Here is a 23,204-nt window from a genome sequence, read left to right as displayed (position 1 = left end):
TCGAGAAGCGCCATGCGGTTGCTTCGAACACGGTACTCCGTCTACTTCGCGTCGTCCGGTTCAGGTGCAGAGACAAGAATGTCCTTCAGCCGCGCATGGGCCTGCCCCACCTTCAGCATTTCGTCGGTCGCCTTCGTCACCGCAGCTCGAACCGGATCGTAATCGAGGCGGGCATAGATAGCCGTCGCCGAAGGCGAACGGTGATTCAAGCTTTTCCCAATGACCGGTAAGGTAGCACCCGTCATCGCCTGCCAGCTACCCAACGTTCGGCGTAGATCGTGTATACGGATGTCTGGCAAAAGCGGGGACGGAATCGGTAACCTCGCTTGCACCAACTGTTGACATAGCAAGTCCAGTGCTGCTTCGAGGTCAACCACCTCCAAGAATTGTTTGGCACGCTCGTCACGCTCCTCGGGCTTCCAATTTTCACGCTCGCTGAGGGAATGTAAGATCGCTAGGCCAGCGACACGAACCCGAATTCGGAACCATCCGCTTTTAGGTTCCACGAGATGTCCCGACGAACCACTTCCTGGAAACACGTAACCACTACCGCCACACTCGGCCTTTCGCCGTTTCAAAACATCGACAGCAGAGGGAACCAGCATCACAACCTGCGCGTCTCCATTTTTCGTACGTGGTATTCGCCAGCACGCCTCCAGAAGATCCAAGTCGTGCCACGCCATTCCGAGGACGTTCGAACGCCTTGCGCCTGTCAGGAGCGACATCAGAAAAAAATCCCGGATGCACTCGTTGCGCTCAGCATTGAGCGCCATGAAGAAATGGGGCAACTCTGCGCCCTGGATGAAACGATCTCGGGAATGTTCAGCGTTCTTGCGAACCCCAACAGCCGGGTTTGTGCTCCAAAGATCGACCGAATGAGCCCAGCCAAATACACTCGAAATTAGTGCCAGTACTCGGTTGGCGGTCGTCGCGTGCCCGTCAATCGTGATCCGTGAATGAATCTCGGCGATATGCTTACGGGTAATTTCCGACAGACGCCGTTTCCCGAGCGGCGCATCGAGATACTGCATGTACTGGCTTTCGTCCTGCGACCACGTGCGCTTCTTAACCTTGCTATGCCGTCGCATGTACTCAGCGAACAGCTCGGCGAACGTCATAACCGATCGAGCCTTACGCTGACGGTCGGCAACGTCGGTCCCGGCCGCAAGCTCCGCCGTAAACGTCATCGCTTGTTGACGCGCCTTCTCGATCGAAACGTCCGGGAAGCGGCCGAGCGTAACCCGAACAGGGCTGCCGCCCTTGACCCTACGAAATACGGAAAACGTCTTGACGCCGGTTGCCGTGATCCTTAGCTGCAACCCCGGCGTTCGAGTGTCGTGAAAGGTAGCTCGCCCAGTAGCCGGCACAGGTAACGCCAGCAAAGCCGCCTTGGTGAAATTGATGTGGGTGCCGTCAGCCATTTTGGGGTTACGCCGGGGTTACAAAAGAGGTCAACTTTGATCACGACCCATACCTCTTAGACTATCAAAACACTCAATTTTCTTCAATATAATCAACGACAATCAACCTGAATCAATTCCCCGAAACAATCAGCCCCACCGATTTGGGATCAGAGGGTCGTAGGTTCGAATCCTATCGCTCCGACCAAAGGAATCAAGGGGTTAGCTGATGCTAACCCCTTTTTCTTTGGGGCGTCGCGGGGCTATTGTTACTATTTTGCTACCGTCTAGGGCGACTTCCATAAGGAACCGCGCCCGATGGCTGCCCGTCTTGCCCCCGCCCGGCACCGTCTTTTCATCGCCCGTGAAGACTGGCGCGATGACGCCAAGCACCCGTCCACCGAACTTCAGGATCCGTCTATCGGGGCTTGGGAACTGCTCCGACGCAACAATCAGTACACACAGGATTTTGCCGACTGGCATCAGCGAGTTACGGACTTTCCCCCGATCCCGTTTCCCCAAAATGTCCCTAAAGGGGTATTTCTGCGTCCCAGAACCTGATCCGGGCATGACCTACGAACAGTACGGGGCCAAACATCCCAACCACCTTGTACTCCCGCTCCTAGACCATGTTCGAGAACGCGGGGGTATAACTTGCCTGATCGACCCGGCACTACCTGCTACCAAAGTCGCAGACCTGCATCCCAACCGTGAACCACGCAACGAACTCGCGTGGTTGTTCGTTGGAAGCAGGCACGCTTGCGGACCAGATAAGCGAAAAGCGAGATCACTTCCCCCGAGTAGATGTCCGCGACCTGGACCTATCGATTGATCCGGACTGCGCTTTGGTCTCCCCTCTACATTCAGGAACACCGGCGCATTCGCAAAGACCTGAATCGAGCCCTACGCCGATATTTCGAACAACACCCCTTCAAGGATGGGCGGCATGATCCACGCCTGATCAACCAGTGGCTAGATCATGCGTATCAGCTCGTCTGCGGGGATCACACATTAGTCTACGCATGCCAATTCGGCGTAACCGGAGATCAGCATGATCGAAACGCGCCAACAGTGTAAATCCAGCGTCGACGAGGTACTCAAGAATCCTTTCGAGCCGCGCCGCACTAGACATTCCTGGTCGACCATCTAGGCGGAGTGCGGCGCGCAATTCTTCACCGATCATTCAGTGACGTTTCCAACAGCAATCTCTATGGTTAACGGGAGAGGAATGGATCGTGACCGTAATCGATTCATTGTGCACATCCAATCCAACGTACACCGTGCTATCGTTCTTCATGCTGGCCTCCGTGGTGGAAATCGCCGGTGTGGCATTGCCCATGCCGTGCAGCTATGGCAGCGATGCTAACCCGCGTTGAATTCGCCACGACAAGCCAGCCCTCGCCTCACGGAAAGTCATACTGGCTTAAAAATCTCAGAATACTGTCCGAAGGAGTGAGACCACCTCTCTTCGCGTTAAATTTCTCAACAACAAATTCTAGTCACCTAATTTCAACTAGATTTCGCTTCGCGATTGGCAATCGATCCGTCGGCGCGCTCTCCGTCGACTGCCCTTTCCCGACGACATATCGATAGACAAGGTACTTCTTGTCTGTCTCATAGCCTTCGTTGGGGATAATCACCAACATTTCCTGACGACCGGAATACAGCCACCGGGGCAGGGACTTTTCCGCAAAATAGATACGCTCTTCAACATGTGTCTTTGGGTTCTGTCGAATTGCGACTCCCTTTAGGTAGGGTGGTCCATAGTCCAGTGCAAAAACGAGAGTTTTATTGACACACCTCGACAATACAATACGTCCAACAAAATCAGTATCTGGCATATCAAGAAACGCACGTTCGATTTTCCCCTTCGTCTGCACGAACAGTGAATCCCCATCCACTCCACGTGATTTCGCCATAAGGGTAATTCGACTCCCGCCCTCTAATGGGCACGAAACTATCGAACGCAAAGCGCCGGCGTCACTGATGCTCGGCGTTGCCGTCGCGATCAATAAAAGGCCTAGAGCTAGAATTCTCATTTAATCTTCACCATGTCGCGAAGTACCTGCATTGAGTCAGGATCGGCAGCGAGCCGCTTTGCAGCCGCACTAATCTTTTGGTAATAAATTCCATTGCTGACACCTCGGTATTTCTTGTACGCATCCTCAATGGAACTAGACTGATCGATCCAATACTGCATGTACTCTGTGCCGATCTGTATGTTCGTAGCCTCATCAAATATAGCAGGGCTATTATGCAGAGCTGCCCCCTCGCTAAAGGCCTGCTTTGTTTGTGCGTCGCTAGGCATGTGCCCGCCACGCTCCTTCTGCTTCCGATATTTATAAACTTGCTGAACACCTCGAAGTTGCATTTGCAAGAGCCCTCTTGCATCGTGAGAAGCACCAGCACGCGCGTCGAATCGAGACTCCATGTATATCTGACAAATGACCAAGTTTTCGTCAAGCGTCGATCGATTGTTTTCCTCAACAAGCTTACGTATTTCACGGAGTCTCGCCGAATCATCGATTGGCACACCAACCGGATCAGTCTCTGATCTCGGAGTTGCTGCCGCCTTTTGCGTTTGAATGACCTTCTTACCCGTCATAGATTACGATCCCAGTCTGGATTCAGCGGCACGTGCTCTTCAAATACGTCGATAGTTGCAATCACCGCACTTTTTGCATATATCTTCTCTGTATAGCCGTTCGCATCAGTACGCCCCTCAATCTCGCCCCCTTCATCCGTCACTATCCTATAGGGTACGTCATGAAGTGGTCGTCCCGTACGCTTGTCTTTCAACAGAAAATGTTGATCATACGATGCGTCACCAAAGTACCTACCTTTAGGGGTGTAGCCCATCGTCTCGAGTTCTTTTGAACCGAACTCCATGAACGCACTGCTCTGCGACGCAATCAATTGAGGCGGTGGATTACACTTGCAAATACAAAGATCATTTTCCAGAGCAACTTGCTTTCCCATCAACATCATCGGTCGACTTGGCCCGATGTTGCGGATGTACCCTTCTGTTTTACATGCATGACAATAGACTTTAGCCTCGTGGTATGCCAGGGGTTTCCCATTAGCCGTATATACGGGCTCGCCTTGAATTACGACACCACCTGCAGTTGTCATGTCGCCCAAAATGATATAACTACGTTTCACCCCTGATACTCCCATCAACCATTCGAAATCGACACAAGACCAGTCAGTTCCGCAGCTCGTCGCTCATTGAGTAGAGGCGTCGCAAGCTATCCGCTTGGGGACACTCGCACGGATCACCTTTGCCAGAAAAGCGTGATCCGGCGCCTCTTGCCCAGGGCACGTCGTTTCCAAATCCCGAATCACTATTTTCGCGGTCCCTTCCAGCCGACATACGCCGCCTGGTCGCGCAGCCGGAATCCGCAGGCGGCGAATCGCGTCAGCCTGATTCGTGAACACAAGTACGCCTGATCGTTGCGAACGATCCGGAAGCCGTTTCGCCGAGTCATCATCCTCCGTGAACCAAACGTCGGAGCCGATAGCCTCGTCGTCGTAGTCGACAGCGTACTGCCCCGACAGCGTAATAGCCCGCTTCAGGTAAATTGAATGGCACCCTGCCTCCTCAACGTCCTGCGCCGCACCGATCGCCGGTAAGCTCAATACGCCTAGTCCAAATAGCAGTGCAGCTAATCTGCACGTGCGCTTCACGATTTGACTCGTGTTAGTAGATTTCCGGATCATTTGCAGTAATGTGCAGATGGTCTTTGTGGAGTGTTTCATTGGATGAATGACCTTTGTTCATATCCTCGACTGCATCTGGCACATTCGGATTCGTCGCACGCATAAACCATGGCTCAAAGAGCTGGCGAATCTGCGGGCTCTGCTTTAGCTGCGTCCGGTATGCAGTGACGAGTGGCTTTTCCTTCAATGCATCAGCTTGGCTACGCAGCTGCGCGAGATGGGCTTCCTGCTCCGGCGTGCGGGTGGGTAGTTTCTCCAGCGAACTAATCTCAACACTTTCGTGGTAGCGCTGCTGAGCCTGCTGACTCGGCATCGCGATGTGGTCCATCGTCGGCGCATCATGGTTCGGACCGTCATTGAGCAAGTAGTTCACGTCGAGCCCCACTCCGACACGATGCAAAACGCTCCCAATCATCGGACGCCAACCGCTGCTCAGGTGTATCTCTGCGATGCTCGAATCAACGGCAGCTTTGAACGCAGCATAGTACGCAAGCGGCGATACCCGCCCAACGAATTCGATCAACGGAAGCGTATCTGGTGGATCTGCCGCCATATAGACACCTCGGATATTTTGACGGCAGTTATTGAACGCATCGACTTCCCAGAAGATGGTCGTAGGATGAGTAGGCACAATTGCGATGCGCAGGCGTTTAACGCCCGTATGTGCGCCGCGCAGCTGTGCGTATTCCGCGTCCCCCGTATCGGCAAGGTCATCACTATATACACGACAAACCACCGCTACCCAGTCATCCGACGCTCCGGCTCCGTGCAAAAGCGTCGTTGCTTCGGTCGTCGTGTACTTGGGACTGAAGAGCGCCCATGTGTCGCCCCACAATTCTCCTTGCCATCGACCGTTTTGATTGGGTACGACCTTGAACGCGTTTTGCCCAACCTTGTCGTTGTTCCACGCGTCTTTGTCAACCTTGCCGCGATGCTCCCGGATCGTAACGATGTTCACGCCGGGGTCCGCGACGATTTCGTACAGCACATGCCTGCGGAACATCGGCTTCGTGTCAGCGCCTAATTGGATACCGACTCTGTCACCCGCATTGACCTGCACGGTAGCGGTCTTTTCATCGGCGCCCAACTTGTTGAGCGCTAGCTGCATCGTGCCATTTTTGACAATCCGATACTTCAATGATGTCAGCTTCCCCACGGCATTTACGAACTCGAAACGAACCGTCGCAGCCGTCACTGTCGCAACTTGCTCAGTGCCGCTTTGGGACAGTGTCAGATTACTTGTCGCCATTGTTATCTCTTCTAGCAGGTTGGGGTGTCATCGTCAGTCGATGGTTCTTCAAAGTGCTCAGGATTCCAAGTCACTTCCATGTGATCCGGCGATGCCGCCATCACTGTTTGCGTTTTACCGTCATCGTCCGTGAAGCCGTAGTGGACCTGCGAACCGTGCACGATCTTATAAGGCAATCCTCCAATTGGTTGGCCCGTATGATCAACAGCCTTAAACCAGCCAGAATGCAAATCGTCCGTTGGCAGCAACGGCAATGGATAGTTCATCTGCGCAGGTCCATTGAGACTATGCTGGGTACCCCGAACATCAACCATCCCCGGGGCATGCGCCAGGATATTGCCACCCGCTAGCGTGATTGATGCTCCCCCTGCTGTCAGAACAAGTTTCCCGCCCGCAGCAATCTCTACATCGCCTTGCGCCAAAAGTTTAAGGACCGCTTTCGCCAGCAGTTCGACATTCGCTTGATGCGATTGAATCTGAACCGGACCTTTAGAAAACATTTTCATGCTCGTTTTCGCGAACATACTAACGACGCCGGCGGCGCTCGTAATGAGAGACCGAGCCGTTGCTATATACGTGTCCAGACCGCTTACAAGATTGATATGGCGGTCGGCTGTTACATGCATGGAATCCTGTGTAGACGCACCAATCCCAAATGGGCTCGCGAGCAACATCAACGCCTTCTTGAACCCATTCGCGCTACCCGTTCCGCCCCCTGCCGTCCGGCCTCCCGACTGCGAACCCTGCACGTTGCTCTGCGTCGCGTCAGTGAAAGTTTTCAGTGCTTCGTGCCCGTCGTTCAGGCTCCCCGCCTCGTGAGTCTGGCTCAGTTGCGACATCGCTTCAATCGTGCTTTCTGCGTTAACAAGTTGCTGTTGCGCTTCACGCACATCAAGCTGTTGACCATTTCCCGACTTCGGATGCGTTGCAACGTAGAGTCCCTGCATTGCACGCACGGCACCGTACGAGTCCGTCTTCAGGTCAAAGCCTGAGCCAAGATATGCCCCACGCGTGTTTCCGTTTTGCTCAATCAGATATCCGAGATGAAGCATGCTGCTCCCGGTACTGCTAAACAATTTGGTTCGATTTTGTCCTGTCGCATCATCAAGGACCATCTCGTTATAACCACTGCCCGAATACTCCTTCGACCGGTAGCCGGACAAGATGCCGTTGCTATGCCACTGCGGTTGGACGCTCCCGTTGTAAACGCGATGCAGAACGATAGGCCTATCACAATCTCCGCCTATGTAGCCGATTAGGACTTCTTCCCCGACTCTCGGAATGTGTACACTCCCATAGCCACCGCCCGTATCCGACTGTGCGACTCTCACCCAACACGAGGCATTCGCGTCACCCGAGTTCTGTCGATCCCAAACGAACATAACCTTGACGCGGTTCAGTGTGTCCGTGTACACCTCTTCGCCCTGCGGCCCGACGACAATTGCTGTCTCCAACTCCATCGACGGCTTCTTGTGCTCGAACGGACTCCGATACGGAACCACCACGCGTTGTGCCTCGACTTCGACCAGATAAAAACCGGCCGAGCCGTCTTCATGAGTGACGACCTCTCCCGTTTGTTCAAACTTTGCCTGTGCTAGTTCGCTCTGCAAGCTATATGGAAAGCTCGCTTCATGAGTCGAAAGCGGCAGGTTGTTCTCGATGTACCGGCGCACTTTGATCGCAGCGAATTCTCGCTGCCCGGTTTGATCACGATCGTGCTCAGGATGGCCAGTCAGCACAAACCGACGGCCGGCATCGATAGCCCTAACCGCCCCCATACCAAGGAATCGCTTCGCTCTCGACTCCCATTCCTCTAGGTGAATCTTCGAGAGATGCTCACCGCGATCCCGGTTCAAATACGTGTAGGCACCTGTGTATTCGTAGACTTCGGTCTGCTCCGGCAAATTTCCTTGGCCAGCCATCGTCGGCAATGTTGTGCCTTTGGGATTAGCGACAGACGATGGGGTTTTATAGTCGAACGTGCGCGTCGTATGCACGGTACTCTGCAGCGTCCGCGAGCCCGCCCACTGCGTAAAAGCATCCGTTTCGCTGCTCGTACCCGACCTGGAGAATCCAATTGAATTGGACGACATCTCATCGAGGAAGTAGATGTCATCCGTCACGACGAACCTATGCGACTTCCCATCATTGTCCTGACGCCAAAAACCGAACAAGCCCTCTTCCTCCATCAATCGATGGACAAAACTCCAGTCAGTCTCACTCTGGCGGCAATATGAGCGTGGGGGTAGCTGCTTCAGCAAGGCAAATTCGAACTGCCCTCGAGCTTGGGGATGTGCATTAAATACATCCGTGATGATGGCGTCGACGCTCTTGTCCTGCCAGTACCGCATATCGCTGCGGAATTTGAGGAAATGCATCCATGAAGCGTAAGCCAATTGATAACTTGAAAGGCTACCGTCAGCCCCAAGCCTGCGAGCTGTATGGATGTATCCATTGATGGGCAGATAGGACCCGCCCGCTTGCTGAATCCACAGCGTCATCGGCTGGGCGATCAACGTTTTGAGCTCAATATCGCCCGCCGTGGATACCATGTCGAGCGTGACACTGAAGTCACGGCCAAGCTCGGAATAGGTCACTGCTCGCCGTGGCACAAGCGCGTTTTCCGGTAGCGATGGGATGCTTGTCTTGAGCAAGCGATCTTGCTGGATCAGACCACCACGAATAGCCTGAACCACTTCGGTCATGTTCATGCGTTATCTATCTTCTTGTTTTTTGCAGGCCCGTAACGGCCCACGCTCTCACGGGAACGGCTTCCCCGTTATATCGCCGCAATTCTAGCGATGTCGACAAGTCATGAGAATGTACCCTGATCGTGAAAACAACAATATGGTCTGACAAAAAATTCAAATACAGCGCCTAGTGAGAGTTGTTTTCGACGCAGTCAGGGCCACCGAATATTTCATTTATATAACAAATTTCTTTCTAAGTAATTTCATGCGCTGGCGGCGCTGGATTCTAGCGCGAGTAGCAACCTCCCGGATGCGCGCTCATCAGGTAGGGCCGATTCATCGTCCACCGCTCCAATCTGCGACGCCTGGATGGACCGAGACGGGGCGACTTACGTCGTTGAAGTAAGAACTATTTACTGCTCAACAAGAGTGCGGCGAGCAAGCCTAGACCAATAGCGATCGCGGCCGGGTTAATGGATTTTTCCGAAATCACGTTGACGCTTTGGCTACGCAGCAATTTTTCATACTCCTCGGCCTGGTGCAGAACCTGTGCCGGGCTAACATCAAGGTGGGCACAGACGTTCCGCAGCTGCGACAAATTTAGGACTGACTCCCCCGACTCGAGCCTGGAGCCTGGAGTACGCGGACTGCGACATCCCAAGGGCAGCGGCAACATGGAGCGTTGTGGGTCAGCACACAAAATCGCAGCGAGCTTAAATTTTGCATCAAATCAATGGCTTATAATTTTTATCGATCGCCAGTGACGTTGAGAATAGCAGGGGCACCCGATTGGGGATCAGAGGGTCGTAGGTTCGAATCCTATCGCTCCGACCAAAGGAATCAAGGGGTTACGGTTAAATACCGTAGCCCCTTTTCCGTTTCTGGCCCCTTTGAGCGTCAGCCGGGATTCCGGTTCGCAGCGCCTCGGTTCATTGCGGTGATCGATTGGGGCATCGACGCTACAACGATCCACGCAGCCCTCGGCGGCCATTTTTCGACGGTCAACACGAAGCAAATGGCTTATGGCCTGTCGCTCTCGACGCAGGAAAGACTGACTTGAAAAGATCAAGGGCCCGCCTCGCCGGCACGCCGGAATGCCGGAATGCCGGCGGCATACGTGCCAACGTGCCACCTGCGGCCCGCATACGGCACTTGCCGGAACACGCGATAATACGTATGAACAACCCGCATCCGCGCATGAAAAATAACATTCTGAACACCGCCCTCTGCGCATCGCTGCTCGCGCTCGCGACCTCCGGCACCGCATCGGCCAAGGCGCTCGACGACGCACTCGACTGCCACTCGACCGGCCACAAGTTCGTCGCGCCGCTGCTTGCCGCCGGCGACATCCAGTCGGAGCCGATGCACGTCGAATCGAACTCGGTCAATGCATTCCGCACGAACCACGCGTTGACGGCATACGGCTTCGGCGTCTATGTCGTACTCGGATACCAGGCGAACGACCCGATTTTCCGCACGGGCGACGGCACACCGATCGGCGACTGGGCCTATGGCGTCGTGGTGCGCGGCACGAAAAGCGCGGTGGAGGAAGCCGTGCGCAAGGCCGGCAGCGACGCGACCGTCAAGCAGGCGTTTCCGTTCCTGACCGCGATCGTCTGCTCGTCGGACTGAGCAGCCGTCAGGGCGATCATGCGGCATTCATGAGGGGGGGGCGCCCAAGCCAGCCTGCTGCCGCCCCCTCCCGGCCCCGCTTTCGCCCCTTTACGCGCCGGTATACACCACGCGATACGGAATACCGACCTTCTCCCACTCCGCCGCTTCCTGGCTGAGGCTGTAGTCGGTCAGCGGGTTCTGCTCGACCCACGCGCTCGGCAGGCGCACTTCATACCCGCCCTTCTTCATCTGCGAGACGGAAATGTCCGGCAGCCCGGCATCGGTCCGGCGCCGGCACAGCAGCGCCGCGAGCCGCAGGCAGAACAGCAGCGGCCACTCGACGTCGCGCGCCTGCGACAGCTTGCCGAGCTTGCCCGCGTGACCGAGCACGAGCGCGGCGAGGCGCGCCTGGTCGGTGCGCGAAAAACCCGGCATGTCCGCGTTGCTCGCGATATAAGCCGAGTGCTTGTGATACGCGCTGTGCGAGATAGACAAACCGATCTCGTGCAACGCGGCCGCCCAGCCGAGGAACATCCGCCCTTCCTCGCGCGCTTCTTCGTCCGCTTCTTCGAGTTCATCGTAGAAGCGCGCCGCCAGCGCGCCGATCCGCTCGGCCTGCGCACGATCGACACCGTAGCGGCGCGTGAAGCCCTCGACGGTCACCGCGCGCATGTCCTCGTGCTGCGTCCGGCCGAGCAGGTCGTACAGCACACCGAGGCGCAGCGCGCCGTCGGTCGTATCGACGTAGTCGACACCGAGTTCCTCGAATACCGCGAGCATGATCGCGAGGCCGCCCGCGAGCACCGGCACGCGATCGGGCTTCAGCGCGATCAGCTTCAGCCGGTTGACGTTCTCCGACTTGATCAGCGCACGCTTCAGCCGCTCGAGGCCCCCGCGCGAAATGCCGTGCGTGATGCCCGGATCGTTGAAGCCGTTTGCCTCGACGAGTTCTGCAAGCGCACGCGCGGTGCCCGACGAGCCGATCGCCTGGTCCCAGCCGGCCTTCTTGTACTCGCTTGAAATGATCTGGATCTCGCGCTTGGCCGCGAGTTCGGCCTGCCGCATCGTGTATTCGTCGACGTTGCCGGCCGGGAAGAACGTGCGGCTGTGGCTCACACAGCCGATATAGAGGCTCTCCATCACGATCGGCGTGTAGTGCGAGCCGATGATGAATTCGGTGGAGCCGCCGCCGATGTCGACGACGAGCCGCTTGCCGGCGCTCGCCGGCACCGAGTGCGCGGCGCCCGCATAGATCAGCCGCGCTTCTTCGCGGCCCGCGATCACTTCGATCGGGAAACCGAGCGCCGCTTCGGCCTCGCCGAGAAATTCGGCTGCGTTCTTCGCGACGCGCAGCGTGTTGGTCGCCACCGCGCGCACATGATCGGGATGGAAATCGCGCAGGCGCTCGCCGAACCGCTTGAGCGCCTCCCAGCCACGCTCCTGCGACGCGCGATCGAGCATCTTGTCGCTCGACAGGCCCGCGGCCAGCCGGACGGGCTCGCGCAACGCATCGACGGGATAGATCTGGCTGCCCGCCGACGTTTCCTCGACACGCCCGACGATCAGCCTGAAGCTGTTCGAGCCGAGATCCACGGCAGCCAGCAAGTGGGGGGTTGTAACCATCGAATGGGGCTCCGTGCGCGTTCGCCCGCGGCGGCCGGTCGGCCACCCTGGGCGATCAATCAAAGGCGACATTTTAAGCGTGGAACGCTTGCCATTGCCACGCTTCACGGGCATGCATGCTGCTCGATTGCATATAGCCGAAACATTTATGAGACGAAACGGTTACGGCGTAGAATTTCCCGATATAAATACATTATTGTCATCAGCACGTCATCGTACCGTGAGAGTTTCCGAGCGTCCTTTCGAATCATCGCCCGAATCACCCCCTACTCTGCCGATGTCCGTCCGTTATCCGCTTCTCAATCGTGAACTCGGCATCCTCGGTTTCAACGAGCGCGTGCTGGCTCAGGCAGCCGACCCTCAAGTCCCGTTGCTCGAGCGCCTCCGCTTCATCTGCATCACCAGCAGCAACCTCGACGAATTCTTCGAGGTCCGGATGGCCGGGCTGCAGGAGCAGATCCGCGACAACCCCGGTGCACTGACGCCCGACGGCATGTCGTTACAGCATGCTTACGACCTCGTCGTCGAACGCGCACAACGGCTCGTCCATCGACAGTACACGATGCTGCACGAAACCGTGCTGCCCGCGCTCGAACAGGAAGGCATCTACTTCCATGCGAGCGACACGTGGAACGACGAGCAGCTCGAATGGGCGCGGCACTACTTCCTCGACGAGTTGTTGCCCGTGCTGACGCCGATCGGCCTCGATCCCGCCCACCCGTTCCCGCGCGTGCTGAACAAGAGCCTGAATTTCGTCGTTGAGCTCGAAGGCCGCGACGCATTCGGCCGCCAGGCCGTGATGGGCATCGTGCAGGCCCCGCGTGCGCTACCGCGCGTCGTGCGCATGCCGCACGCGCTGTCCGGCTTCGAGCACGGCTTCGTGCTGCTGAGCTCGTTCATGCAGCGCTTTGTCGGCGAACTCTTCCCGCAACTCGTCGTGAAGAGCTGCAACCAGTTCCGCATCACGCGCAACAGCGAGCTGTTCGTCGACGAGGACGAAATCACGAACCTGCGCGTCGCGCTGCAGGGCGAACTGCCCGCGCGCCACCTCGGCAATGCCGTGCGCCTCGAGGTGTCGGCCGACACGCCGTCGCACATCGTGCGACGCCTGCTCGAGGAAAGCGAACTCGGCGAGAAGGACTGCTATCGCGTGACCGGATCGGTGAACCTCGTGCGGCTGATGCAGATTCCCGATCTCGTCGACCGTCCCGACCTGAAGTTCGCGCCGTTCGCCGCGTCGACCCCGGCAGTGATCACGAACGCGCCGACGATGTTCGACGCGATCGACAACGGCGACATCCTGCTGCACCACCCGTACGAGAGCTTCCAGCCGGTGCTCGAACTGCTTCAGCAGGCCGCGAAGGATCCGAGCGTCGTCGCGATCAAGCAGACGATCTACCGCACCGGCACCGATTCGCCGCTGATGGACGCGCTGATGGAAGCCGCGCGCAACGGCAAGGAAGTGACCGTCGTCGTCGAGCTGCTCGCGCGCTTCGACGAGGAAACCAACATCAACTGGGCGTCGCAGCTCGAAGCCGTCGGCGCGCATGTCGTGTACGGCGTGGTCGGCCACAAGTGCCACGCGAAGATGATGCTGATCGTGCGACGGGTCGTGCAGGCCGGCAAGGCGTCGCTGCGCCGCTACGTGCACCTCGGCACCGGCAACTACCACCCGCGCACGGCACGCCTCTACACCGACTTCGGGCTGATGACGGCCGACCAGAAGATCTGCGAGGACGTCCATCACGTGTTCCAGCAGCTGACCGGCATCGGCGGCGAACTCACGCTGCACGAGCTGTGGCAGTCGCCGTTCACGCTGCATCCGCGCATCATCGACGCAATCCGCGCGGAGATCGACAATGCGCGTGCCGGCAAGCGCGCACGCGTCGTCGCGAAGATGAATGCGTTGCTGGAGCCGACGGTGATCGCCGCGCTGTACGAAGCGTCGCAAGCCGGCGTCAAGGTCGACCTGATCGTGCGCGGTGTCTGCGCGCTGAAACCCGGCGTGCCGGGGTTATCGGAAAACATCACCGTGCGCTCGATCGTCGGCCGCTTCCTCGAGCACCACCGGATCTACTATTTCCACGCGAACGGTGCCGAAGACGTCTATCTGTCGAGCGCCGACTGGATGGACCGCAACCTGTTCCGCCGCGTCGAAGTCGCGTTCCCGATCCGCGATCGCAAGCTCAAGCGGCGCGTGATCGCCGAAGGCCTGTCGGTGTGCCTCGGCGACAACCAGTCGGCATGGCAGATGCACAGCGACGGCCACTACCGTCGCCGTCGCGCCGGCAAGACGATCCGCAACGCGCAACTCGGGCTGCTCGCGAAGTTCTGTTCTTGAACCGGCGGCGCGGCGCGAGTCGCGCTCCGCGCCACCAATAAAAAGCGCAGCCCGCGGGCTGCGCTTTTTTGTTGCGGATCCGGCATGCCGCCGCTCGCCGAACGAGCGACGGATGCGGTGACGCGATCATGCCTCGTATGCGGCCGGCCGGATCGCGATGATGCGCGAGCCCGGGAACCGCGCGGTGAACGTGCTGCCGCGCCCTTCCTCGCTCTGCACATACAGGTGTGCGTCGTGCCGCTGCAGCACGTGCTTGACGATCGCAAGGCCGAGCCCCGTGCCGCCCGTGTCGCGCGAACGGCTGCGATCGACGCGATAGAAGCGTTCGGTGAGCCGCGGCAGGTCGGCGGCCGGGATACCGAAGCCGCTGTCCGTGACCGAAAACACGCCCTGCGCGCCTTCGCGCCGCCACGTCACGACGATCTTGCCGCCTTCCGGCGTATAGCGGATCGCGTTGGTGACGAGATTCGCAAACGCGCTGAACAGCTCCGTCTGCGCGCCGGTGACGCCGAGCGTCTCGTCGATCGAGAACGCGATGTCGTGATGTCCGTTCGACAGTGTCTGCGCGTCCTCCTTCAGATGGTCGAACACGGCACGCATGTCGATCGCACGATCGACCGGCGGCTTGCTCTCGCCCTCCAGCTTCGCGAGCACCAGCAGGTCGGTCACGATGTGGCGCATCCGCGAGGCCTGCTGCTCCATCATCTCGAGATAGCGCGCGCGGTCTTCCTCGTTCAGCGGCAGCTCGCGCATCGTCTCGAGGAAACCCGACAGCACGGTGAGCGGCGTCTTCAATTCGTGCGACACGTTCGCGACGAAGTCGCGCCGCATCGCGTCGGTCCGCTCGAGCTCGGTAATGTCCTGCGTGAGCAGCAGCTTGCGGTTCTCGCCGTACGGAAACACCTGCACTTCCAGCACGTTCTGCCGCGAATCGCCCATGCCGCGCATCACCAGGGTTTCGTCGTAATGCTGCGCGTTCAGATAGCGTACGAACTCGGGATGACGAACCAGATTGGTGATGTGCTGGCGCAGATCGCGCTTCGCGTCGAGGCCGAAGTGGACCTCGGCGATCGCATTGCACCACTCGATCTGGTCGTGGTCGTCGAGCATCGCGATGCCGTTCGGCGACGCCTGGATCGCCTGGATGAAGCGCGAGTGCTGCTGCTCGACCTGACGCACCTGTGCATGCCACTGCTTCGCGAGCTTGTGCAGACGATAGTAGATCTCGCCCCAGATGCCCGGCGCGCTCGGCACTTCGCCGTAGACCGGCGCATCGAGCAGCCGCCACAGACGCTGCGTATGAAAGGTGCTGAAAAAGCCCTGCGCGACCAGCATCACGACCACGAACACGAGGCCCGCGGTCGGGCCGGCGAAGACGCCGACCAATACGCCGATCAGCACGAGCAGCACGAGCGACACCAGAAAGCGCGCCCAGATGATGTTCATGATTCAGCGCCCGAAAGAATGAACGGCATGCCGCGGCACACGGCATGCGTGAATACGTTACGCGTGCTTGGCGAGCCGGTAGCCGCTGCCGCGCACGGTCTCGATCATCGCATCGCAGCCGGCCGGTTTCAAGGCCGCGCGCAATCGTTTGATGTGCACGTCGACGGTGCGCTCCTCGACGAATACATGGTCGCCCCACACCTGGTCGAGCAGTTGCGTGCGGCTGTGCACGCGCTCCGGATGCGTCATGAAGAAATGCAGCAGGCGGAACTCGGTCGGGCCGAGATCGAGCTTGATCTCGCTGCCTTCCGCATGCGCGGCGACACGATGCGTGGCCGGGTCGAGGCGCAGCCCGTTGATCGACACGACGTCCTCGGTCAGCTGCGGCGCACGGCGGCGCAGCACGGCCTTGATCCGCGCCATCAGCTCCTTCGGCGAGAACGGCTTCGTCACGTAGTCGTCCGCGCCGATTTCGAGGCCGAGCACCTTGTCCTGCTCGTCACCGCGCGCAGTCAGCATGATGATCGGGATGTGCTTGGTCCGTTCGTTGTTGCGCAGGTCGCGCGCGAACGCGATACCGGACTTGCCCGGCAGCATCCAGTCGAGCAGCACGAGATCGGGCAGCACGTCGCTGATCAGGTTCTGCGCCTGTTCGGCGTTGTACGCCCGAATCGGGCAGTGACCGGCGTGCTGGAGATTCACCGAGATCAGTTCGGAAATCGCGGGCTCATCTTCAACGACGAGAATGTTGCTGGGCATCGGCACCTCTTTTTTCCCCTGTACGGAGTCGATTAACTGTTGGCTTCGCGATCGAGCGTGTCGCGCGGCTGGTGCCGCACGTCCGTGCCCTTCACGATATAGATGATGAATTCGGCGATGTTCTTCGCATGATCGCCGATCCGTTCGATCGCCTTCGCGATGAACAGGTATTCGAGGCCGACCGAGATCGTGCGCGGATCTTCCTGCATGTACGACACGAGCTTGCGCACGAACGCACGGAATTCCTGGTCGATCTCCTTGTCGTCCTTGACGATCTGCGCGGCGGCCACCGTATCGAGACGCGCAAACGCATCGAGCGCGCGGCGCAGGATCGTCACGGCCATTTCGCCCGACACCTTGATCTCGGCGATGTTGACCGCGCGCGCGGCCGGCTCGTCGACCAGGCGGCGCACGCGCTTCGCGATCTTCTCGGCCTCGTCGCCAGCGCGCTCGAGGTTCGTAATCGTTTTCGAAATCGACATCAAAAGGCGCAGGTCACGCGCGGCAGGCTGCCTCCGCGCGATGATGTTGCCGCACTCCTGGTCGATGTCGACTTCCATCGCGTTCAGCGTTTCCTCGGCCGTGATGACCTTCTCGGCCGCATCGCGATCGAATTCGTTCAGCGCGTGCATCGCGCCGACGATCTGCGACTCGACGAGCCCGCCCATTTCCAGCACTTTCGACGACACGGCATTCAGGTCCGCGTCGAACTGGCTCGACAGATGTTTATCCGACATGGCTGTTGTTCTCCGTCATCAGCCGAAGCGGCCGGTGATGTAGTCTTCCGTTTCCTTGCGCACCGGCTTGATGAAGATCTTTTCGGTCTCGCCGAATTCGATCAGCTCGCCCAGGTACATGTAGGCCGTGAAATCCGAGCAGCGTGCGGCCTGCTGCATGTTGTGCGTGACGATCACGACCGTGTAGTCGCTCTTCAGCTCCGCGATCAGCTCTTCGATGCGGCCCGTCGAGATCGGGTCGAGCGCCGAGCACGGTTCGTCGAGCAGCAGCACTTCCGGACGGATCGCGATGCCGCGCGCGATGCACAGACGCTGCTGCTGGCCGCCCGAGAGGCCGTAGCCGCTCTGGTTCAGCTTGTCCTTCACTTCGTTCCACAGCGCGGCCTTCGTGAGCGCCCACTCGACGCGGTCGTCCATTTCCGAGCGCGTGAGCTTTTCGAACATCTTCACGCCGAACGCGATGTTGTCGTAGATCGACATCGGGAACGGGGTCGGCTTCTGGAACACCATGCCGATACGCGCGCGCAGCAGCGAGATGTCGCGCTTCGTCGTCAGCAGGTTCTCGCCGTCCATCAGGATTTCGCCTTCGGCGCGCTGCTCCGGATAGAGCGCGAACATCTTGTTGAACGTGCGCAGCAGCGTCGACTTGCCGCAGCCCGACGGGCCGATGAACGCCGTCACCTTCCCTTCGGGAATGCTCAGGTTGATGTTTTTCAGCGCATGGAACTTGTTGTAGAAGAAGTTGAGGTTGTTGACCTCGATCTTCGCGTTCAGCGGCTCGAGCGGACGGCCGTGCGCCGCTTCTTGCACGCCGGCCGGCGCTGCAGTGCGCTCGACAGGATTCAGGTGGCTTTCTGCCATATTCATCGGATTGCTCCGCCGTTACTTTTTCGAGAAGATCGAGCGCGCCAGGATGTTGAGTCCGAGCACCCCGAGCGTAATCAGGAACACGCCCGCCCATGCGAGCGACTGCCATTCCGCGAACGGGCTCATCGCGAACTTGTAGATCGTGACGGGCAGGTTCGCCATCGGCTGGCTCATGTCCCACGAGAAGAACTGGTTCGACAGCGCGGTAAACAGCAGCGGCGCCGTTTCGCCGGCGATCCGCGCGACGGCGAGCAGCACGCCCGTCACGATCCCGCCGACCGATGCGCGCAGCGTGATCTTCATCACCATGCGCCACTTCGGCGTGCCGAGCGCGAAAGCCGCTTCGCGCAGCGCGTTCGGCACGAGCTTCAGCATGTTCTCGGTCGTGCGGATCACGATCGGAATCTGCAGCAGGGCGAGCGCGATCACGCCGGCCCAGCCCGAGAAGCGCCCCGACTTCGCGACGACGATCGCGTACACGAACAGGCCGATGACGATCGACGGCGCGGACAGCAGGATGTCGTTGATGAAGCGGATCGTGCCCGCCAGCAGGTTCTTCTGGCCGTATTCGGCAAGATAGACGCCCGCGAGAATGCCGATCGGCGTGCCGACCAGCGTGCCGAAACCGCACAGCAGCAAGCTGCCGACGATCGCGTTCGCGAGACCGCCGCCTTCCGTGTTCGGTGCCGGCGTCGATTCCGTGAACAGTTGCAGCGACAGGCCGCTGATGCCGAGATGCACCGTCGTGTAGAGAATCCACACGAGCCACAGCAGGCCGAAGGCCATCGCGCCGAGCGATGCGGCCAGCGCGATCGCGTTGATGGCCTTGCGCTTGCGCTGCAGGCGATTGCGCATCGCGTCGAGCACGGCGCCGTCCGGCCCCGGGAAATTCATGATGGGCTCGCTCATTTCTTGCCCTCTCCCTTCTCGAGACGAAGCAGCAGCAGTTTGGAGATGGACAGCACGATGAACGTGATCACGAACAGGATCAGGCCCAGTTCCATCAGCGCGGACGTATGCAGGCCCGGTTGCGCTTCCGCGAATTCGTTTGCCAGCGCCGACGTGATGCTGTTGCCCGGTGCGAACAGCGACACGCTGTCGAGCAGGTTCGTGTTGCCGATCACGAAGGTCACGGCCATCGTCTCGCCGAGCGCGCGGCCGAGGCCGAGCATCACGCCGCCGATCACGCCGGTCTTCGTATAGGGCAGCACGACCTTCCACATCACTTCCCAGGTCGTGCAGCCGATCCCGTACGCCGATTCCTTCAGCAGCACGGGCGTGACTTCGAACACGTCGCGCATCACCGATGCGATGTACGGGATGATCATGATCGCGAGAATCACGCCGGCCGCGAGGATGCCGATGCCGATCGGCGGGCCGGACGTCAGCGGCCCGAGCACCCACACGTCCTTGAACAGGCGGCCGAGCGGCTTCTGGAAATATTCCGCGAAGATCGGTGCGAACACGAGCAGGCCCCACATGCCGTACACGATCGACGGAATCGCGGCGAGCAGCTCGATCGCGATGCCGAGCGGGCGGCGCAGCCACACGGGCGACAGCTCGGTGAGGAACAGCGCGATGCCGAAGCTGACCGGCACGGCGATGACGAGCGCGATGATCGACGTCACGATCGTGCCGTAGATCGGCACGAGCGCGCCGTAGATGTCCGAGTTGGGATCCCACTCGGATTGCCACAGGAAGCCGAGGCCGAACTTCTGGATGGTCGGCAGCGACGCAACGATCAGGGAAACGATGATCCCGCCGAGCAGCAGCAGGGTCACGATGGCGGCAAGCCGTGCAAGGCCGCCGAATACGACATCCCCGAGGCGGCTCGGCGCGCGTTGCTGCGCAACGTCGGCGGACCGTGAGGACGTATAGGAAATATCAGACATGGGTGCCTGCTTTTGATTGCCGGACGCCGTAACGCCCGGCTTTACCGCACACACTGCCCGACCGGTGCGGCCGGGCAGCGAACCGCTGCAATGCTTACTCGGCGGCGACCGACTTGCCCGAAGCGTCCGTCACCTTCACCTTCCACTGCTTGCGGATTTCCGCTTCGACTGCCGGCGGCAGCGAGATGTAGTCGAGGCTGTCAGCAGCCTTCTCGCCGTTCTTGAACGCCCAGCTGAAGAACTTCAGCGTTTCCGCGCCCTGCTCCGGCTTGTCCTGCTTCGCGTGCAGCAGCACGAACGTCGCGCCGACCACCGGCCATGCTTCCTTGCCCGGCTGGTTCGTCAGGATCTGGTAGAACGACTTCGACCAGTTCGCGCCGGCAGCAGCAGCCTTGAACGTTTCCGTCTTCGGCTCGACCACGGTGCCCGTCGAGTTCTTCAGGGCCGTGTAGACCATGTTGTTCTTCTTCGCGTACGCCCATTCGACGTAGCCGACTGCGCCCGGCAGGCGCTGCACGAAGGCTGCGACGCCGTCGTTGCCCTTGCCGCCCGTGCCCGTCGGCCAGTTGACCGTCGTGCCTTCGCCGACCTTCGACTTCCACTCGTCGTTGACCTTCGACAGGTAGTTCGTCCAGATGAAGCTCGTGCCCGAGCCGTCAGCACGGCGAACCACGGCGATGTCCGTGTCCGGCAGCTTGACCTTCGGGTTCAGCGCGGCGATAGCCGGGTCGTTCCACTTCTTGATCTTACCGAGGTAGATGTCGCCGAGCACCGGGCCCGACAGCGTCAGTTCACCGGCCTTCACGCCCGGCACGTTGACGACCGGCACCACGCCGCCGACCACCGTCGGAAACTGGAACAGGCCTTCCTTCGCGAGCTCGTCATCCTTCAGCGGAGCGTCCGAACCGGCAAAATCGACCGTCTTCGCGACGATCTGCTTCAGGCCGCCCGACGAACCGATACCTTGGTAGTTGACCTTCGCGCCGCCGGTCTGCTGGTAGTCAGCAGCCCATTTCGTATAGATCGGCATCGCGAACGTGCTGCCTGCGCCCGTGATGTCGGCAGCGTGAGCGGCGACGGCGAAAAGCGCGCCAGCCAGGCCGGCAATCGCGGTTTGCATCAATTTCATGAGACCTCCAGTGTGTGAGCGGATGACTACGGCACCGCGAAGGTTAGGGGCTCCTCATGACGGTAATGTGACAATCGATGAAACTGGCGTGACAGTAACATGACTGGTTGAAAGGGAGTATCGGGGGCGGTGCGCGCGGCGCCCGGGCGGTGCCAGAACGGCTGTGGCGGCAAGAATTGCCTGCCTGGAGGGGACGGGAGACTACCCGTTTCACCTGAGTGCGAGCGGATCGTAGCGCAGTGCCAGCGTCACGGAAAGCCTCCGCTCGAGGCGGGTCCTTTGCGTCTGATGAAATCGCGGCGCCCCGAAGGCGCCGCATGCCAGTTCACAGGCGCGCCGACGCGCAGGCGTTTGACCGCCCTGCGCCGGGCCCGCGCATCAGGTCGTCGCTGCGCGCACTGCGTCGGCGATCGTCTCCGCGTGGCGGACCGCGTCGGCCGCCTGCTGCGCCTCGACCATCACGCGCAGCACGGGCTCCGTGCCCGATGCGCGGATCAGCACGCGGCCGCTGCCGGCGAGCGCGGCTTCGGCTGCGGCGATCGCGGCGCGGATCGACGTGCTGCCCTTCCAGTCGGCGCCCGGCTTCATCCGCACGTTGATCAGCTTCTGCGGGAACAGCGTGACGCCGTCAAGCATCTGCGCAAGGGTCCGGCCGCTGCGCTTCAGCGCGGCGAGCACAAGCAGCGCCGACACGATGCCGTCGCCGGTCGAATGGCGATCGAGCGACAGGATGTGGCCCGAGCCTTCCGCGCCGAGCTGCCAGCCGTGCTCGCGCAACTGTTCGAGCACGTAGCGATCGCCGACCGCCGCCCGGACGAATTTCACACCCTCGCGCTGCAGCGCGACTTCGACCGCGAGGTTCGTCATGAGCGTGCCGACCGCGCCTTCGACCTTGCCGTCGGTCGCGATCCGGTCCTTCACGAGCACGTAGAGCAGCTCGTCGCCGTTGTACAGGCGACCGGTCGCGTCGACGACCTGCAGGCGGTCCGCATCGCCGTCGAGCGCGATGCCGAGATCGGCGTGGTTCGCACGCACCGCGCGCACCAGCGCGTCGGGCGCGGTCGCACCGACACCGTCGTTGATGTTGAAGCCGTTCGGTGCGACGCCGATCGGGATCACATCCGCGCCGAGTTCGTGGAACACGTGCGGCGCGATCTGGTACGCGGCACCGTGCGCACAGTCGATCACGAGCTTCAGCCCGCGGAGGTTGAACGCGGCCGGGAACGTGCTCTTGCAGAACTCGATGTAGCGGCCGGCCGCATCGTCGAGGCGGCGCGCCTTGCCGAGACCGTCGGACGATGCGCATTCGAGCGGCTTGTCGAGCCACGCTTCGATCGCGGCTTCGGTGTCGTCCGGCAGCTTGTTGCCGTCGGCCGAGAAAAACTTGATCCCGTTGTCGTGATACGGGTTGTGCGATGCGCTGATCACGACGCCCGCCGACAGGCGCAGCGCGCGCGTCAGGTACGCGACGCCCGGCGTCGGCATCGGGCCGGCCAGCATCACGTCGACGCCCGCCGCCGAGAATCCGGCCTCGAGCGCAGCTTCGAGCATGTAGCCCGACACGCGCGTGTCCTTGCCGATCAGCACGGTCGGACGCGAGCCCGCCGCGACGTCGGCCGAGCTGGCCAGTACCTTGCCTGCCGCGTAGCCGAGACGCAACACGAAATCCGGCGTGATGGGCGCCTCGCCCACCGTGCCGCGAATGCCGTCCGTGCCGAAATATCGACGTCCCATAGC

18 protein-coding genes are annotated in these 23,204 nt (G+C 60.0%); 3 read left to right on the top strand and 15 right to left on the bottom strand.

What is annotated here, in order from left to right; all coding sequences use genetic code 11:
• Window positions 1-41 precede the first annotated feature (41 nt).
• On the bottom strand, window positions 42-1,421 hold the full coding sequence (locus ACPTTC_RS06815) for a tyrosine-type recombinase/integrase (RefSeq protein ID WP_423391942.1): 1,380 nt from the start codon (window positions 1,419-1,421) through the stop codon (window positions 42-44).
• A gap of 297 nt (window positions 1,422-1,718) precedes the next feature.
• Here ACPTTC_RS06815 and ACPTTC_RS06810 point away from each other — a divergent pair, with 297 nt between their 5' ends.
• Window positions 1,719-1,961 (top strand): transcriptional regulator domain-containing protein, encoded by a 243-nt coding sequence (locus ACPTTC_RS06810; protein ID WP_423391941.1) that lies wholly within the window; start codon window positions 1,719-1,721, stop codon window positions 1,959-1,961.
• 938 nt (window positions 1,962-2,899) lie between these two features.
• On the opposite strand, the gene ACPTTC_RS06805 is transcribed toward ACPTTC_RS06810, so the two are convergent.
• The 5 genes from ACPTTC_RS06805 to ACPTTC_RS06785 form a co-directional block, all read right to left on the bottom strand.
• Window positions 2,900-3,439 (bottom strand): hypothetical protein, encoded by a 540-nt coding sequence (locus tag ACPTTC_RS06805; protein ID WP_423391940.1) that lies wholly within the window; start codon window positions 3,437-3,439, stop codon window positions 2,900-2,902.
• The gene (locus ACPTTC_RS06800) at window positions 3,436-4,005 is read right to left on the bottom strand and encodes a lytic transglycosylase domain-containing protein (protein WP_423391939.1); all 570 of its coding nucleotides are present in this window, start codon (window positions 4,003-4,005) and stop codon (window positions 3,436-3,438) included. Before ACPTTC_RS06800 ends, ACPTTC_RS06805 begins: the two co-directional genes overlap by 4 nt.
• Window positions 4,002-4,562 (bottom strand): PAAR domain-containing protein, encoded by a 561-nt coding sequence (locus tag ACPTTC_RS06795; RefSeq protein WP_423391938.1) that lies wholly within the window; start codon window positions 4,560-4,562, stop codon window positions 4,002-4,004. The genes ACPTTC_RS06800 and ACPTTC_RS06795 overlap by 4 nt, the downstream gene beginning before the upstream one ends.
• Window positions 4,563-5,100: 538 nt before the next feature.
• The gene (locus ACPTTC_RS06790; protein ID WP_423391937.1) at window positions 5,101-6,369 is read right to left on the bottom strand and encodes a hypothetical protein; all 1,269 of its coding nucleotides are present in this window, start codon (window positions 6,367-6,369) and stop codon (window positions 5,101-5,103) included.
• Window positions 6,370-6,380: 11 nt separating this feature from the next.
• Complete coding sequence (locus ACPTTC_RS06785) at window positions 6,381-9,080, bottom strand: type VI secretion system Vgr family protein (protein WP_423391936.1); 2,700 nt, start codon at window positions 9,078-9,080, stop codon at window positions 6,381-6,383.
• Between the two features lie 1,176 nt (window positions 9,081-10,256).
• Here ACPTTC_RS06785 and ACPTTC_RS06780 point away from each other — a divergent pair.
• Window positions 10,257-10,691, top strand: a complete 435-nt coding sequence (locus tag ACPTTC_RS06780; protein WP_423391935.1) for a hypothetical protein — start codon at window positions 10,257-10,259, stop codon at window positions 10,689-10,691.
• A 90-nt stretch (window positions 10,692-10,781) separates the two neighbouring features.
• Here ACPTTC_RS06780 and ppx read toward each other — a convergent pair whose 3' ends face one another.
• Window positions 10,782-12,296, bottom strand: coding sequence for an exopolyphosphatase (ppx, locus tag ACPTTC_RS06775; protein ID WP_423391934.1), 1,515 nt, complete (start codon window positions 12,294-12,296; stop codon window positions 10,782-10,784).
• A 277-nt stretch (window positions 12,297-12,573) separates the two neighbouring features.
• Between ppx and ppk1 the strand changes: the two genes are divergently transcribed.
• Window positions 12,574-14,637: a polyphosphate kinase 1 gene (gene ppk1 / locus ACPTTC_RS06770; RefSeq protein ID WP_423391933.1), complete on the top strand. Its 2,064-nt coding sequence runs from the start codon at window positions 12,574-12,576 to the stop codon at window positions 14,635-14,637.
• Between the two features lie 126 nt (window positions 14,638-14,763).
• Here ppk1 and phoR read toward each other — a convergent pair whose 3' ends face one another.
• From phoR to glmM, 8 genes are all read right to left on the bottom strand, one after another.
• On the bottom strand, window positions 14,764-16,083 hold the full coding sequence (gene phoR / locus ACPTTC_RS06765; RefSeq protein WP_423391932.1) for a phosphate regulon sensor histidine kinase PhoR: 1,320 nt from the start codon (window positions 16,081-16,083) through the stop codon (window positions 14,764-14,766).
• A 57-nt stretch (window positions 16,084-16,140) separates the two neighbouring features.
• Window positions 16,141-16,842, bottom strand: coding sequence for a phosphate regulon transcriptional regulator PhoB (phoB, locus tag ACPTTC_RS06760; RefSeq protein ID WP_027787869.1), 702 nt, complete (start codon window positions 16,840-16,842; stop codon window positions 16,141-16,143).
• Window positions 16,843-16,874: 32 nt separating this feature from the next.
• Window positions 16,875-17,579: a phosphate signaling complex protein PhoU gene (gene phoU / locus ACPTTC_RS06755; protein ID WP_175958086.1), complete on the bottom strand. Its 705-nt coding sequence runs from the start codon at window positions 17,577-17,579 to the stop codon at window positions 16,875-16,877.
• 18 nt (window positions 17,580-17,597) lie between these two features.
• Window positions 17,598-18,446, bottom strand: a complete 849-nt coding sequence (pstB, locus tag ACPTTC_RS06750) for a phosphate ABC transporter ATP-binding protein PstB (protein ID WP_226197941.1) — start codon at window positions 18,444-18,446, stop codon at window positions 17,598-17,600.
• A gap of 15 nt (window positions 18,447-18,461) precedes the next feature.
• A complete protein-coding gene (pstA, locus tag ACPTTC_RS06745) occupies window positions 18,462-19,355 on the bottom strand; it encodes a phosphate ABC transporter permease PstA (protein WP_175967574.1) in 894 nt (297 codons plus the stop codon).
• Entirely contained in the window at window positions 19,352-20,338 is a 987-nt protein-coding gene (pstC, locus tag ACPTTC_RS06740) for a phosphate ABC transporter permease PstC (RefSeq protein ID WP_423391931.1), read from the bottom strand. Before pstC ends, pstA begins: the two co-directional genes overlap by 4 nt.
• A gap of 94 nt (window positions 20,339-20,432) precedes the next feature.
• The gene (pstS, locus tag ACPTTC_RS06735; protein WP_175967570.1) at window positions 20,433-21,467 is read right to left on the bottom strand and encodes a phosphate ABC transporter substrate-binding protein PstS; all 1,035 of its coding nucleotides are present in this window, start codon (window positions 21,465-21,467) and stop codon (window positions 20,433-20,435) included.
• 378 nt (window positions 21,468-21,845) lie between these two features.
• Complete coding sequence (glmM, locus tag ACPTTC_RS06730; RefSeq protein ID WP_423391930.1) at window positions 21,846-23,201, bottom strand: phosphoglucosamine mutase; 1,356 nt, start codon at window positions 23,199-23,201, stop codon at window positions 21,846-21,848.
• Window positions 23,202-23,204: the final 3 nt, after the last annotated feature.

The sequence above is a fragment of the Burkholderia mycopellens genome, assembly GCF_964265025.1.
GTDB lineage: Bacteria > Pseudomonadota > Gammaproteobacteria > Burkholderiales > Burkholderiaceae > Burkholderia.
This window is presented reverse-complemented; position numbering and strand designations above follow the sequence as displayed.